The organism is Motilimonas eburnea, assembly GCF_021295345.1.
GTDB classification, from domain to species: domain Bacteria; phylum Pseudomonadota; class Gammaproteobacteria; order Enterobacterales; family CBDFNC01; genus Motilimonas; species Motilimonas eburnea.
In genome coordinates, this window is sequence record NZ_JAIMJB010000001.1 from 109,793 (window position 1) to 124,505 (window position 14,713).

Genomic DNA, 14,713 nt, shown 5'->3' on the forward strand with positions numbered 1-14,713 from the left:
AAATTAAAGTACAGTGCGTACGATATCTATTTTACCCAATGCGGTGTAAAGGGTTTCGATATGCTCTTTGCTTTCCACTCGCACCCTAACAGACACGGTATGGTAAGTGCCTTTGGCACTGGCACGAATGGTGGGGCTATAGTCACCGGGGGCGTGTTGCTGAATGACCTCAACCACTAAATCTGGCAGTTCTTTTTGTGCAAGTCCTACGACTTTGAACAAAAAATCATTGGGAAATTCTAAAAACTCATCGAATCGCGTATTTAATGCCATTGCTTACTTCACTATGTTAAATCAATCAAGGCCCAGTGTTGGGCTAAGACGGCTAATTTTACCTCAGCTGGATGTTGAGGTATATCACATTTTTTATGCGGTTTATTTGGGAGGCTGCGCTCAAAGGGAGCGCAGCGCAATCAACTTATCCAAACCAACGTTTGAACAGTAATTGGAAGTAGTCCATCAAACGGCTAAACCAGCTGCCTTCGTTGACATCATTTAGGGCTACAAGGGGAAATTCGGCCAGGTTTTCACCGTCGACTTCATAATACACTTTACCGACCACTTGGCCTTTCGCGATAGGGGCAGATAATTCAGTATCAAGTACAAAATTGGCTTTTAAGCTTTTAGCTGAGCCGCGAGGAATGGTGATGGGCGTGCTCGTGGCCAAGCCTAGATCAACATATTCGGTGTCGCCCATCCAAATACGTTCAGAGGCCAGTTTATCACCTGCTTGGTAGGGTGTAAGGGTTTCAAAAAAGCGAAAACCCCAGTTAAGTAATTTTTTACTTTCTTCTTTACGGGCTTGTTCGCTCTTCGTGCCCATCACAACGGCAATTAAGCGCATGCCATCTTTGGTGGCAGAAGACACTAAGCTGTAGCCTGCCGCACTGGTGTGGCCTGTTTTGATGCCATCGACATTCAGGCTTTTATCCCACAATAACGAGTTGCGGTTGTATTGGGTAATATTGTTGAATGTAAATGCTTTTTCTTTGTAAATTGCGTACTCTTCTGGCACATCTCGGATCATCGCCTTGGCTAAAATAGCCATGTCACGAGGCGAGGTGTTATGGGTTTCTGAATGCAAACCATGGCTGTTTTCAAAGTGGGTATTGGTCATGCCCAATTGTTTTGCCCACGAGTTCATGAGATCGGCAAAGGCTTCTTCACTACCGGCAATATGTTCAGCCATGGCAACACATGCATCGTTACCAGACTGAATTATGATGCCACGATTTAAGTCAGCAACCGAGACGGTTTTACCCACTTCAATAAACATTTTTGAAGAGTCTGGGAAGTTTTTAGACCAAGCCTTTTCACTGATAACCACTTGGTCATCCAGTGAGATATTGCCTGATTTGACTTCTTGACCGATCACATAGCTGGTCATCATCTTGGTTAAACTGGCGGGAGGAATTGGCACGTCTTCATTATTGCCGGCTAACACTTCACCCGAGTCGTAATCCATCAACAAATAGCCTTTAGCGGCAATGGTCGGCGCATTCGGGATGGCCTTGGGAGCAGAAAATACACTGGTACTGATAAATAAACAAAGGAGGGCGGTCTTTCGCGAAATATTGGCAATTATCGACATTGAAATGCAGGTCTCTTTATTTGGTCACTATTGGAAAATCCCTGAATACGAATAGGTGTTCGATTCACGGCGCACAATTTCATTCAAAAAATAGCAGAAGTTGGCACATGGGCGGAGTGGGTATCGCTTATTCACGCCAGATATTTCAGCCAACTTCTTGGTTATGACAGGTTAAATGCCATCATGTTCAATTACAAACGGGTATTTTGTGATGTTACAACTCATTAGTTTGCTAACAAGCGCTTATGGGTATGAATTGACATCAAGATGCCAAATCCCGCCATCAAGGTTACCATGGAGGTCCCTCCATAGCTTACCAAGGGTAAGGGGACCCCGACAACGGGTAATAACCCACTGACCATGCCAATGTTAACAAAAATATAAACAAAAAAGGTTAATGTTAGTGCGCCTGCGGTTAAACGGCTAAATGCACTTTGGCCTTGGCTTGCGATGTAAAGCCCACGGCAAATAATAAAAATGTACAGTAGCAACAGTAAGGCTATCCCCACTAAACCAAACTCTTCGGAATAAACCGCAAAAATAAAGTCAGTGTGCCGTTCAGGCAAAAAGTCGAGTTGAGATTGGGTGCCTTGCATCCAGCCTTTGCCAAAAATACCGCCAGAGCCGATGGCTATTTTTGATTGAATAATGTGGTAGCCCGAGCCAAGGGGATCGCTCTCTGGATTTAAAAAGGTCAGTACGCGTTGGCGCTGATAATTGTGCATTAGGAAAAACCACAGCACGGGGGCGAAGGCAGATGCGCCCGCCACGGCTACGCCGATAAGTTTCCAGCTAACGCCTGCCAGAAATAATGCAAACACGCCAGACGCCGCGACTAAAAGAGAGGTCCCTAAATCGGGTTGCTTGGAAATCAACAGGGTCGGGGTCAAAATAATGGCGCAAGCAACAAATGTATGTTTCAAACTAGGCGGCAAGTTTTTATTTCCGATATAGCTGGCAACCATTAATGGCATTGCCAATTTCATGATTTCAGAGGGCTGAAACATAAAGAAGCCTAAGTTGAGCCAACGTTGGGCACCCTTACCAACATGACCCACTAAGAGTACGGCAACCAGCAAGGCAACGCCTGCCAAAAACACCGGCATGGCCCAGCGGGCATAAAAGCTGGGGGAAAATTGGGCTAACACAAACATGGTAATAAGACCAAAGCCCAAGCGTACCGCTTGGCGCAGCATTAAGTCCATGTCTTGTCCGCCGGCAGAATAGAGGACAATCAAACTAATGGTCATTAAGCCCAATAAGCCAAGTAACAAGGGCAAGTCGATATGTAACTTGTACCAAATGGTGTTTTCTTGACGGCGCTCCACTATTGGGCTCCTACTTCTGTTGATTCAGGCTGCTCATCACTTAAGGTTTCTAACTCATCTCGGGTTAAATTACTCTGTAAGCTATTCGATAAGGAGAATGATGGGTTAAATGGCTGCGCTTGTTTGCGCTCAAAGTAGGCATCTAACATTGCTCGTGCAACGGGGGCGGCGTGAGAGCTTCCGCCACCGGCATTTTCTACCACGACGGAAGTAACCACTTCAGGGTTATCAAACGGGGCATAAGCCACAAACATAGCGTTATCACGATGATGTTCAGCTAACTTTTCGGCGTCGTATTCTTCGTCCTCTTTCATGCCGATAACCTGAGCGGTACCGGATTTACCCGCTGCAACATAAGCCGTGTCGGCAAACGCTTTATGGGCTGTCCCCGTTTTTTTGTTGACGACACCGTACATGCCATCAAGGGCCACCTGCCAGTGGCTGTCATTATTGAGCACTATCGGTGGCTTATGATCAGGCGGAACTTCAAATGTACCACTGACCGTGCGAATCGACTTCAGGAGCCGAGGCACAATGATCTCGCCTCGACGGGCTAGGTTGGCCGTCGCATGGGCCAGTTGAATCGGGGTGGCTGTCCAATACCCTTGGCCAATACCTACAGAGATAGTATCTCCCTGATACCAAGGTTGATTAAAGCGCGCCCGCTTCCAGCCGCGTGAAGGCATCACGGCTCGGGTTTCTTCGGCAATATCAATGCCTGTGTAATCGCCAAAGCCAAACTGTTTCATAAACTCACTGGTTTTATCTATCCCTACCTGATAAATCAAATCATAGAAATAGGTATCACAGCTTTGCTCAATGGCATGGTAAACATCTACCCAGCCATGGCCCCAACGTTTCCAATCGCGAAAACGCTTAGACGTGTTAGGAATTTGCCAACTGCCTGGATCCCAAATCCGGGTTTGAGGGGTGACAACGCCTTCGTTCAGACCAAGCAGCGCCATTTGCATTTTAATGGTTGATGCCGGTGGATAACGCCCTTGCGTCGCTCGGTTAATGAGCGGGCGATCTTTTGAATGCAATAAGGCATTGTAATTTTTACTACTAATACCATGAACAAACAAGTTCGGGTCGTAGCTGGGGCTAGATGCTAGGGCTAACACACCGCCGTCATTGGCATCGAGCATCACCACCGAGCCCCGTCGGCCATCAAGCATTTTCTTCGCTTTTTGCTGCATCGCGAGGTCGATATTGAGGTAGATATCTTTGCCGGGCTCTGGTGGAACAAACTTCAGTACGCGAATGATTTTTCCGCGGTTATTAACCTCAACTTCTTGATAACCGGGCACTCCGTGTAGCATGTCTTCGTAGTATCGCTCTATACCTTGTTTACCGATATCACGAGTTGCGGCGTAGGTCGCTGATTTTCCTTCTTTTTCTAGTCGAATGACATCTCTGTCGTTAATTTTTCCGACATAGCCGAGCATGTGGGTTAAGGTCTCACCATAAGGGTAGTAACGCTTTAGGTAAGCCTCGATATTGACCCCTTCATAATGGTGCTGGTTAACACTAAAGATGGCCGCTTGCTCCATGGTTAAACGGGGCACTAGGGCAACGGGCTTAAACCGGCGTTGACGTTTTTTTTGACGATAGAAGTTGTCGATATCGTCTTGATCTAGCCCGAGTAATTGAGCTAAGTCGTTAACGGTCTGCTCGAGATCCGCGATTTTTTCAGTGGTGATCTCAAGACTAAAGATAGGGCGGTTTTCTGCTAACAGCACGCCATTGCGGTCGTAAATCAACCCCCGATTGGGCGCCACAGGTAACACATTGATGCGGTTGTCGTTTGAGCGGGTTTTGTAGACTTGAAACGATTCAACCTGCAGGTAATACAGGTTCAAGAACAAGATCGAAATTAATGTCAGCACAAACACAATACTGACGACGACTCGCCTGACAAACAGCGCAGATTCGGCGCTATGATCTCGCATTGCTACGCTGGGTTGGTTCATTAATTACTCTCTGTGGTAGGGATGGTTTGCGGTGACGCTCCATGCCCTATAAAGTGATTCCGCTACGACCACGCGCACTAATGGATGAGGTAAGGTTAAGGGCGATAACGACCATTTTTGTTCCGATGCTGCAATACATGCTGGAGCCAGTCCTTCCGGGCCGCCAATCAGTAAGCTCACATCACGACCATCATGTTTCCAGGTGTCCAGTTGCTTAGCAAGAGTGGGGGTATCCCAAGGGCGTCCGGTTACTTCAAGGGTAACAATGCGGTTTCCCTTCGGGATCGCGGCTAGGGTTAGCTCCCCTTCCTTTTGTAAAATGCGTTTGATATCGGCATTTTTACCGCGTTTTCCCGCCGCAATTTCGACTAACTCTAAGGGCATATCATGGGGAAAGCGCCGCGCATATTCTTGATAGCCACGCTCCACCCAATCAGGCATCTTACTGCCCACTGCCACTAGTTGGATCTTCATTGGGTTTGCTCGCCCGCGTCGTTCCACAATTTCTCAAGCTGGTAAAAATCACGTGTTTCATCTTGCATCACGTGCACAACGATGTCGCCTAAGTCTACCAATACCCATTCGCCTGTGTCGTTGCCTTCCATGCCCAAGGGTTTGTTACCGGCACGCTTAGCTTCGGTGTATAGGTTCTCCGCAATGGAGATAACGTGGCGTTTCGAATTACCTGAACAAACCACCATTACGTCGGTCAGGTTAGATTTGCTACGCACATCTAAAATAGTGATGTCACGACCTTTTAAATCTTCGATTTTTTCTACCACGAACTGGCGTAATGCTTCTGCTTGCAATGGATTTTCCTCTGATTAATTTAAGGGCGGCATTCTAACATGAACAAACAAAGGGATTAAGTAGTCTCGTTAAAGATACAGTTGGTTTTGTTCTATGTAGTCAATAACGGGATCGGGTAGCAGATACTTAATTGACTGTCCTTGCTGACGTAATTGTCTTATTTGACTGGAACTGATCGCCAATTGAGTGACTTGGGTAAAGTATAGATGGCCGTGTAAATCTTGATGTAATAATGACGGCTCAGTGATCTGATGAGGCAGCACTTGATTACGAAGTGGCTGGCAATAAGTCGGTTGCCAACCCGGGCGCTGACACACAATCAAATGGCAGTAATCTAATAGTGATTCCCAGCGATACCATTTGGGTAAGTTGATAAAGGAGTCCATGCCGATAATAAAACACAAAGGCGTGTCAGGATAACGCTGGCGCAGTTCACTTAAGGTAGCGACAGAGTAATTCGGTTGCGGTAAGGTGAGCTCGCAGGTATCAAGTACCAAGGTAGGGGCTCCCTGAATGGCCAATTCAAGCATGGCGCAGCGCTGCTCGGTCGTCGTTGAATCGTGCGCCTTGTGGGGGGCGATATGGTTTGGCATTAGGTGAACCGCAGCAAAGCCTAATCTTTGTTGTAGCTCTAAAGCCGGACGTAAATGGCCATAGTGTATCGGATTAAACGAGCCGCCCATGATGGCAATGGGTTGAGCCGGGCCTGTTAAGTGGGGCGTATGATGATCAATTGGGTTGGGAGAGTGCATAGTGCTGTGCCGTTTTTCCTTGAAACAATAGGCAGATCATTTGTAATTGAGGCCAGCTGTTTTGCTCATATTGGGTTTTGATGCTGAGTTCTAGTTGGCAGCATAGTTGGTAGATATACTCTAACTCTCGACTGGGAAGGCGAGTTAAGGCTTGATTGATTAACGCTTGTTTACTGCTCCACACACGCGCTTGCTTCATGATGTTTGCAAAGGGTTGACCTTGGTTAAGCTGATACTGATATTCAAGTAGCTTTTTGACTTCATTATTAAGGGTACCACTGAGTAATACGATGTCAGTGCCTTCTTCATGTAACTGTTGCAACATACGTTGAGCTCGATTGACCTTACCTGCAAACAAGGTATCTAGCCATTGGAAAACCCCAAAATGCGTATGGCCAGTGATGTTATTGGCGACATCTTGCAGGCTTAATTTTGTTTGACCAAAATGTAATGCAAGTTTTTCGATTTCTTGCATACAGGCTAATAAATTCCCCTCAAAATTACGGCACATAAAGTTAACCACATCCTGAGTCGCGGTTAAGCCAGCGGCGCGCAAACGCTTATGCATCCATTGCGGGAAAAACTTACCTTCAGGATGGTTTGTTGGAATGTACAGGCCTTGCTCAGATAGGGCGACAAACCATTTTGCCTTCATTTGCTGTAGGCTGAGTTTTTCGCCATGGACAATCAATAAGGTATCGGGGTTATTTAATTGGCTTAGCTCAAACAGGGCGTCGGTGATGCGTTTATCTGTCTTAGTGACTTCAATGCTGATAATTTGTTGGTTAGAAAACAATGACATGGCATTGGCACAATCAAACACTTGATCCCAATTCATGTCATTGTCGGTAACAAATTGATGGTGCTCTTGAAAACCATGCTTTTGCGCTGCCTGTTTAATATCGCGCAGCGCTTCAAAACGCAATAAGTGTTCATCACCAAAGACTAGATACGCGTCTTTGAGTTGTTTTAAATGGTTAACCAGAGCTTCTGGATAAACCCGCACTTACGGCTCCAACGTAGTGAGACGACGGATAATACGACGTGCCGCGTGCTCTCGCATCTCATTCAAGATAAGCTCAGCCTCACGAGATGAGGCTAGCGCTTGTTGAGGGTTTTCAAGAAAATCACGATGGATGTTAATGGTAAAGCTCAGTGGCTCTTTGCCGGGTTGAATAATTTGATACTGCACGCCATAGCCCAATTCATATTCAGCCGACTGGCCATTATCATAAAGTGAAATGGTGCGTTTTGATTGTTGCTCACTTCCTACCCTGAGTTGTACCATGTGCTCATCGGGGTGGCGCAAAATATCGATTTTAGCAAAGCGTAATTGTTGCTCTACCTCGCGGGTTAATTGACCGTAAGGATCGGGCGTAGACAAATACACACTGTTAATGTCAGCACGATTAATCACTTGGCCTTTTGGGGTAAAGCCACAGCCTGTTAAAAGCAATAATCCGGCTAGCCATAGGCTAGCCTGTTTTAAAATCGACATTGAGCCTCTACGTATTAGTTTGCAACAATATTAAGCAGCTTACCGGGAACGAAAATCACCTTGCGAATGGTTTTGCCATCGATAAACTTAGCCACGTTTTCATCCGCTTTTGCTAGGGCTTCTACTTCGTCCTGTTTCGCATCTGCGGCGACCGTTAACTTGCTACGTAACTTACCGTTGACCTGCACCACTACGGTTTTGGTGTCTTCAACCATGGCTTTGGCGTCAGCAACAGGCCAAGGTGCTGCTTCTACATTGCCTTGATGGCCCAGAGCTTGCCATAGTTCAGCACTAATATGCGGTGTAATCGGGGCAAGTAGGCGAACAATGGCTTCCAATGCTTCTTGCATTAGGGCGCGATCTTGTGGCTGAGTTAATGGCGCCTTGGTTAGCTTGTTCATCAGCTCCATCACAGCGGCAATGGCGGTGTTGAAGGTTTGGCGACGGCCAATATCGTCGGATACTTTATCAATGGTTTTGTGCAGCTCACGGCGCAAGTCTTTTTGCGCTTCGTTTAAGCTGGCTACCTCAAGTTCAGGCGCTGCGCCCGCACTAATGTGCTCATGGGCCAGTTTCCATACACGCTTCAAGAAACGCAGTGAACCTTCTACGGCTGAGTCTTGCCATTCAAGGGTTTGCTCGGCAGGTGCGGCAAACATCATAAATAAACGTACGGTGTCGGCGCCGTATTTATCCACCATCACTTGCGGGTCAATACCGTTGTTTTTCGATTTCGACATTTTACTCATGCCTGTGTAAATCACTTCTTTACCCGACTTGGTTTGCGCCGCGGTAATGCGACCTTTGTCGTCACGTTGGACTTCTACATCCAGTGGTGATACCCAAACCTTACCGCCTTTTTCGTCTTCATAATAGAAGGCGTCAGCCAATACCATGCCTTGAGTCAGGAGCTTCTTAAACGGCTCGTCTGATTCAACCAAACCTGTGTCACGCAATAGTTTGTGGAAAAAGCGCGAGTACAGTAAGTGCAAGATGGCGTGCTCGATGCCCCCTATGTATTGGTCCACAGGAAGCCAGTAGTTGGCTTCTTTAGGATCTAGCATCATTTGGTCATTGTTGGCACAGCAGTAACGCGCGTAGTACCAGCTTGATTCCATAAAGGTATCGAAAGTGTCGGTTTCGTGGAACGCGGTTTCGCCATGATAACTGGTTTTAGCCCACTCAGGATCGGACTTAATGGGTGACGTCACGCCGTCCATGACCACATCTTCGGGTAATACGACAGGGAGTTGATCTTCTGGTACTGGCACCACGTCGCCGTTTTCTAGGTTGATCATTGGGATTGGCGTACCCCAGTAGCGCTGGCGTGATACGCCCCAGTCGCGTAGACGGAAGTTAACGGTTTTTTTACCTTTACCTTGCGCCTCTAATTTGGCAGCAATGGCATCAATCGCGCCTTGGAAATCAAGGCCGTCAAATTCGCCCGAGTTGAATAATGTGCCTTTTTCGGTATAGGCCTGCTCAGAGATATCTAGCTCGCCTTCAACAGGTTTAATAACGCCTTTAATCTCAAGGCCGTATTGTTTGGCAAACTCATAGTCACGTTGATCGTGTGCCGGTACGGCCATCACCGCGCCAGAGCCGTAGCCCATTAATACAAAGTTAGCCGCGTAAACCGGTACTTCGGCGCCTGTTAGCGGATGAATGGCTTTTAGGCCAGTATCAAAACCTTTTTTCTCCATGGTGGCCATGTCGGCTTCGGCTACCTTGGCGTTTTTACATTCTTCAATGAAGGCGGCTAAAGCGGGGTTATTTTCTGCCGCTTCTAACGCTAATGGGTGTTGCGCAGAAACGCCCACGTAAGTCACACCCATGACGGTGTCGGGACGGGTGGTGTAGATATCAAAAGTATCATCGCGGCCCACTAGGCCAAACGTCATTTCCACACCTTCAGAACGGCCAATCCAATTGCGCTGCATGGTCTTAACTTGCTCTGGCCACTCATCGAGTTGGTCTAAATCGTCAAGTAGCTCTTGGGCGTAATCGGTGATTTTAATAAACCATTGTGGGATGTCTTTTTGCTCAACTAATGCGCCTGAGCGCCAACCGCGGCCATCAATTACTTGCTCGTTAGCGAGTACGGTTTGGTCAACGGGATCCCAGTTGACGGTTGACATTTTTTTGTACACTAAGCCTTTTTCATAAAGCTGAGTGAAGAACCATTGTTCCCAGCGGTAATATTCTGGTTGGCAAGTGGCCAGCTCTCTGTCCCAATCATAACCAAAGCCTAGCTGTTTCAGCTGGGTCTTCATGTACTCAATGTTTTCGTAGGTCCATTTAGCAGGCGCGGTATTGTTATTTATTGCGGCGTTTTCAGCGGGTAGGCCAAATGCATCCCAACCCATAGGTTGTAATACGTTTTTACCTTGCATACGTTGGTAGCGTGAAACCACGTCACCTAAGGTGTAGTTACGAACATGGCCCATATGCAGTCGGCCACTAGGGTAAGGGAACATAGATAGGCAGTAAAACTTCTCTTTGCTTTCATCGACTTCAACTTTGAAACTGTTGTCAGTTTCCCACTGTTGTTGAATTTTGGTTTCTATGTCCTTGGGGTTGTATTGCTCTTGCATATGTTGTTTGTCCGCACATCAATGGGGTTAAAATATATCGGCATAGGATACAGCAGCAGGGCCAAGGCAACAATAAGGGAGTCGCCTTGGCTGGCGTTTTTCGCATGTTTTTAGTGAGAAAAAACCATCGCTAGTATGGGGTTTTTTGGTCACTGTATCGTTTCTTCTCTAGGCTTTGCTCGTTTGGCGATAATAGCGCCAGAGACATAAACTAAAGATGCTGGTGACAAAAATAATCAACGGCCATGAACCCAAGCGGCCATAAGGCGTGTGACCTTGCATTGGGATCACCTCTTGGGTGATCACTTGGGTTTTAAATTGTTCAGCCCGAGAAGTGATCTTACCTTGATGATCAATAAACGCCGTGATACCGGTATTGGTAGCCCTTAGCACTGGGCGGCCAAACTCAAGGGCGCGCATCTGGGCAATTTCTAAATGCTGATGGGGGCCGTTAGAGTTGCCAAACCAAGCATCATTACTGACGGTTAAGATCATGCTGGTATCGGTTTGAATATTTTGTCTAAGTTGCTCTGAATAGGCAATTTCATAACAAATGGCCGGGGCAAGCTTGTTGTGCTTACTTTGTAAGTTAGGCTGCACGTAGTCACCGCGATTGAACGAAGACATGGGCAAGTCAAAGTAAGGTGCAAGGGGCCTTAGCCATGCTTCAAATGGCACAAATTCACCTATGGGTAATAGGTGGTGTTTGGCGTAACGGTTTGGGTGATTGGGCTCATAGCCATGCTCAAAGGGGGTATCACCTAGGGCTATGAGGGTGTTGTAATAGGTATTCTCGGGTTGACGATATTCAATGATACCGGTGATCAGGCTGGTTTGGCGATCTTTCATGTCTTGATTTAGGCGGACAATGAAGGGCTCGACATTAAACTCCAATGCGGCGATGGCTGATTCTGGCCAGATGATAAGATCGAGCTCTTGTTGGATTTGACTCAGTTGGTAATAGAGCTTAAGAGATGGCCATAAGTGCTCATTTTCCCACTTGATGTTTTGATCTATGTTGCCTTGCACCAAAGCGACTTTACTTGGCGCTAAGGGCTGAGTGAACGTTTGCTGTTTTAAAAAGCCTCCCAAGGCCATCAGCACGACAATCGTGGCAAGGGATAAGCCGGTTGTCAGCCAAGTCCGCTGCTTTATTGCAATGGTTAACAAGCCAGAAATCAGCATAACAGCTAAGGTTACGCCCTGAACCCCTAAGATGGGCGCGTAGCCTGCTAGCGGCGAATCGATTTGGCTATATCCTAACCATAACCAGGGGAAACCGGTGAGGAAATGGCCTCTGAACCAATCAAACAATAACCATACCACCGGAATGAAGAGTCCATACTGCCAGCGCGTTGGTAATGAAAAGCGTTGGCAGACATATCCCACCAGTAACGTAAATAATGCCAGGTAGGCACACAGTAGCGCCATCAATGACCAGGTTGCAATCGCTGGCATGCCACCGAAGAGATCCATGCTGACATGGATCCAACTGATGCCAAAGACATACATGCCCATAGCAAAAAGAAAGCCTAACTTAGCCCCTTCTTTGGCCGTACGTTGGTCAAGCAACAGCATAAATCCGGTGATACTGATGAAGACCACAGGCCAATAGGAGTACGGGGCAAACCCAAGGGGAATTAAGCTACCTAATAGAAAAGCGATGATGCGTATTGACCAAGGGGATAGTTTATTCACGGCGTCATTCAATTGCGTTATTCACTTAAAAAAATGGCCATCTTACGATAGCCATGGATGGGGATTATTCGGTCTCGACCAGTGAGTCCGTCACATTGTCTGGCAATTTAACTTGTAACTGGATCAAACGGCGCTTGTCGGCGCTGACCACTTTAAAGGTAAAGCCTTCAATTTCGATACTCTCACCACGAGCGGGTAAATGACCAAATGCATGCATGACCATGCCACCTATGGTGTCTTGCTCGTCATCGGCAAAGTTGACGTTAAATGTTTCATTAAAGTCTTCAATCGGGGTTAGGGCCCGAACGGAATAATGGCGTTTACTGATGCGGCGTATATCTTCTTGCGGCGCATCCTCTGCGTCGGTCTCATCTTCGATTTCGCCCACGATCAATTCAAGGATATCTTCGATAGTGACCAAACCTGACACGCCACCGTATTCATCAACGACAATGGCCATGTGGTAACGCTCGGAGCGAAATTCCTTGAGGAGTTTATCTAATCGCTTACTTTCTGGTACAACCACCGCAGGGCGCAATATTTTAGATAAAGAGAAATCTTCTTGCTGGTTTGAAAAGCCAAAGCTAATCAGATCCTTAGCTAGCATGATACCTTCAATGTGGTCTTTATCTTCATTGATCACAGGGAAGCGCGAATGTGCAGATTCAATCACAATAGGCAAAAAAGTATCAACCGATTGGCTCTTTTCTATCGTCACCATTTGTGAGCGTGGGATCATGATGTCGCGCACGCGCATTTTTGAAACATCAAGCACACCTTCGATCATTTCGGCGGTGTTTTGATCAATCAAGTCGCGTTGATTCGCTTCTTGGATCACCTCGACAAGTTCTTCCTGACTCTTCGGCTCTGCTTGAAACATTTGGCTAAATTTACCTAACCAGCCGCGTTTGGCAGAACCGCTGGGCTGGGGAATATCGTCACTCATGCTTAAATATCTTCCTTTTCACTGATATAAGGATCAATAAAACCCAGTTGTAGCATAATCTGGGTTTCAAGGCTTTCCATTTCTTCGGCTTCGTGGTCATCAATGTGATCATACCCGAGTAAATGTAACGTGCCGTGGATGATCATGTGTGCCCAATGGGCATTTAACGCCTTACCTTGTTCTTTAGCCTCTTGTTCTACCACACTTTTACAAACAACAAGATCACCTAAAAGCGGTAAATCAAGGCCCGGTGGTGATTCAAAAGGAAAAGACAACACATTGGTTGGCTTATCTTTACCACGATAATCACAATTTAATTGCTGGCTTTCCTGTGTGTCAACAATTCTGATCGTGAGTTCGGCTTCGTCAGCAGTAATGGTGGCATTTAACCAAGTTTCAAGGTCTGTTGTGCTAGGAATATTATTTTCGTTGTCACAGGCCAGCTGTAAATCAAGAATCACTGCCATTATTGGCCTCTGCTGCTCTTTCTGCTTCTCGTTTTCGTTTTTTCGCTAGCTCTTGTGCCTGCTGCTGTTGTTCAAACGCGTCATAGGCTTGCACAATTCGCGCAACGACAGGGTGACGCACTACGTCTTCAGCTTGGAAAAAGCTGAAGCCAATTTCTTCAACATTAGGGAGCACTTCAATGGCGTGACGTAAGCCGGATTTGACATGACGAGGCAAGTCGACTTGGGTGATGTCCCCGGTGACCACGGCTTTGGTATTAAAGCCAATGCGGGTGAGGAACATCTTCATTTGCTCTACCGTGGTGTTTTGGCTTTCATCTAAGATCACAAAGGCATCATTTAAGGTGCGTCCACGCATATAGGCTAACGGAGCAATTTCAATCACGTTACGCTCAATTAAACGCTCGACTTTTTCAAAGCCAAGCATTTCAAATAAGGCGTCATATAAGGGGCGCAGGTAAGGATCAACCTTTTGTGATAAATCACCCGGTAAAAAGCCTAACTTTTCACCGGCTTCAACAGCTGGACGCGTTAACAAGATACGGCGAACTTCTTGGCGCTCTAAGGCATCCACGGCGCAAGCCACGGCAAGGTAGGTTTTACCTGTACCGGCAGGACCAATACCAAAGCTAATGTCGTTGGTTAAAATATTGGCGACGTAGTTGGATTGGTTTTCGCCGCGAGGCTTGATCACACCGCGCTTCGTCTTGATGGAAATGCTCTTGTGAAACGATGCGCTCTCTTGCTGGTGATGTTGTTCAAGTACTTTTGATTCTTGTATGGCCAGATGCACTTGATCGGGTAGCAAGTCAGCTGCTTTCCCTTTTACGGGTTGGGTTTCAACATAAAGCTGCTGCAAAATCGCCTTTGCAGCATTGGCATGTAAAGCCTTACCGACAATCTTCACATCATGATTGCGGTAGGTGATCTCAACCCCTAAACGGCGCTCGATCTGTTTGATGTTGTCGTCAAATGGGCCACATAGATTCGCCAATCGCTCTGGATCGGCGGGGCTCAAAACAAATTCAACTTTTTCTAGTGTTGTACTCAATATCA

Annotated in this window: 14 protein-coding genes; all 14 read right to left on the minus strand. The window is 46.8% G+C overall.

Annotated elements, in window-relative coordinates:
- Nucleotides 1–3: 3 nt before the first annotated feature.
- The 14 genes from ybeD to K6Y21_RS00545 all read right to left on the minus strand — a co-directional run bounded on the left by ybeD (nt 4) and on the right by K6Y21_RS00545 (nt 14,708).
- The gene (ybeD, locus tag K6Y21_RS00480; RefSeq protein ID WP_233069640.1) at nt 4–273 is read right to left on the minus strand and encodes a DUF493 family protein YbeD; all 270 of its coding nucleotides are present in this window, start codon (nt 271–273) and stop codon (nt 4–6) included.
- Nucleotides 274–418: 145 nt separating this feature from the next.
- The gene (locus tag K6Y21_RS00485; RefSeq protein WP_233069641.1) at nt 419–1,591 is read right to left on the minus strand and encodes a serine hydrolase; all 1,173 of its coding nucleotides are present in this window, start codon (nt 1,589–1,591) and stop codon (nt 419–421) included.
- 224 nt (nt 1,592–1,815) lie between these two features.
- Nucleotides 1,816–2,922, minus strand: a complete 1,107-nt coding sequence (gene rodA, locus K6Y21_RS00490; RefSeq protein WP_233069997.1) for a rod shape-determining protein RodA — start codon at nt 2,920–2,922, stop codon at nt 1,816–1,818.
- Nucleotides 2,919–4,892 (minus strand): penicillin-binding protein 2, encoded by a 1,974-nt coding sequence (gene mrdA / locus K6Y21_RS00495; RefSeq protein WP_233069642.1) that lies wholly within the window; start codon nt 4,890–4,892, stop codon nt 2,919–2,921. The genes rodA and mrdA overlap by 4 nt, the downstream gene beginning before the upstream one ends.
- A gap of 3 nt (nt 4,893–4,895) precedes the next feature.
- Nucleotides 4,896–5,366, minus strand: coding sequence for a 23S rRNA (pseudouridine(1915)-N(3))-methyltransferase RlmH (gene rlmH, locus K6Y21_RS00500; protein WP_233069643.1), 471 nt, complete (start codon nt 5,364–5,366; stop codon nt 4,896–4,898).
- Nucleotides 5,363–5,701 carry a ribosome silencing factor gene (gene rsfS, locus K6Y21_RS00505; RefSeq protein ID WP_233069644.1) on the minus strand — a complete coding sequence of 113 codons (339 nt, stop codon included), beginning with the start codon at nt 5,699–5,701 and terminating at the stop codon, nt 5,363–5,365. Before rsfS ends, rlmH begins: the two co-directional genes overlap by 4 nt.
- Before the next feature lie 69 nt (nt 5,702–5,770).
- Nucleotides 5,771–6,454: a nicotinate-nucleotide adenylyltransferase gene (gene nadD, locus K6Y21_RS00510; RefSeq protein ID WP_233069645.1), complete on the minus strand. Its 684-nt coding sequence runs from the start codon at nt 6,452–6,454 to the stop codon at nt 5,771–5,773.
- Entirely contained in the window at nt 6,432–7,460 is a 1,029-nt protein-coding gene (gene holA / locus K6Y21_RS00515; RefSeq protein ID WP_233069646.1) for a DNA polymerase III subunit delta, read from the minus strand. The genes nadD and holA overlap by 23 nt, the downstream gene beginning before the upstream one ends.
- Entirely contained in the window at nt 7,461–7,952 is a 492-nt protein-coding gene (locus K6Y21_RS00520; protein WP_233069647.1) for an LPS-assembly lipoprotein LptE, read from the minus strand.
- Between the two features lie 14 nt (nt 7,953–7,966).
- Nucleotides 7,967–10,546, minus strand: a complete 2,580-nt coding sequence (leuS, locus tag K6Y21_RS00525) for a leucine--tRNA ligase (protein WP_233069648.1) — start codon at nt 10,544–10,546, stop codon at nt 7,967–7,969.
- A 168-nt stretch (nt 10,547–10,714) separates the two neighbouring features.
- Nucleotides 10,715–12,244, minus strand: a complete 1,530-nt coding sequence (gene lnt / locus K6Y21_RS00530) for an apolipoprotein N-acyltransferase (protein ID WP_233069649.1) — start codon at nt 12,242–12,244, stop codon at nt 10,715–10,717.
- A gap of 64 nt (nt 12,245–12,308) precedes the next feature.
- On the minus strand, nt 12,309–13,190 hold the full coding sequence (corC, locus tag K6Y21_RS00535; protein ID WP_233069650.1) for a CNNM family magnesium/cobalt transport protein CorC: 882 nt from the start codon (nt 13,188–13,190) through the stop codon (nt 12,309–12,311).
- Between the two features lie 2 nt (nt 13,191–13,192).
- Nucleotides 13,193–13,657 carry an rRNA maturation RNase YbeY gene (gene ybeY, locus K6Y21_RS00540; protein ID WP_233069651.1) on the minus strand — a complete coding sequence of 155 codons (465 nt, stop codon included), beginning with the start codon at nt 13,655–13,657 and terminating at the stop codon, nt 13,193–13,195.
- Nucleotides 13,641–14,708 (minus strand): PhoH family protein, encoded by a 1,068-nt coding sequence (locus K6Y21_RS00545; protein ID WP_233069652.1) that lies wholly within the window; start codon nt 14,706–14,708, stop codon nt 13,641–13,643. Before K6Y21_RS00545 ends, ybeY begins: the two co-directional genes overlap by 17 nt.
- Nucleotides 14,709–14,713 lie beyond the last annotated feature (5 nt).

Excerpts from the sequence above, each read along its gene's own strand:
- ybeD (WP_233069640.1), bottom strand. The coding sequence starts at position 273 with ATGGCATTAAATACGCGATTCGATGAGTTTTTAGAATTTCCCAATGAT.
- mrdA (WP_233069642.1), bottom strand. The coding sequence starts at position 4,892 with ATGAACCAACCCAGCGTAGCAATGCGAGATCATAGCGCCGAATCTGCG.
- K6Y21_RS00520 (WP_233069647.1), bottom strand. The coding sequence starts at position 7,952 with ATGTCGATTTTAAAACAGGCTAGCCTATGGCTAGCCGGATTATTGCTT.
- K6Y21_RS00485 (WP_233069641.1), bottom strand. The coding sequence starts at position 1,591 with ATGTCGATAATTGCCAATATTTCGCGAAAGACCGCCCTCCTTTGTTTA.
- corC (WP_233069650.1), bottom strand. The coding sequence starts at position 13,190 with ATGAGTGACGATATTCCCCAGCCCAGCGGTTCTGCCAAACGCGGCTGG.
- rlmH (WP_233069643.1), bottom strand. The coding sequence starts at position 5,366 with ATGAAGATCCAACTAGTGGCAGTGGGCAGTAAGATGCCTGATTGGGTG.
- leuS (WP_233069648.1), bottom strand. The coding sequence starts at position 10,546 with ATGCAAGAGCAATACAACCCCAAGGACATAGAAACCAAAATTCAACAA.
- nadD (WP_233069645.1), bottom strand. The coding sequence starts at position 6,454 with ATGCACTCTCCCAACCCAATTGATCATCATACGCCCCACTTAACAGGC.
- ybeY (WP_233069651.1), bottom strand. The coding sequence starts at position 13,657 with ATGGCAGTGATTCTTGATTTACAGCTGGCCTGTGACAACGAAAATAAT.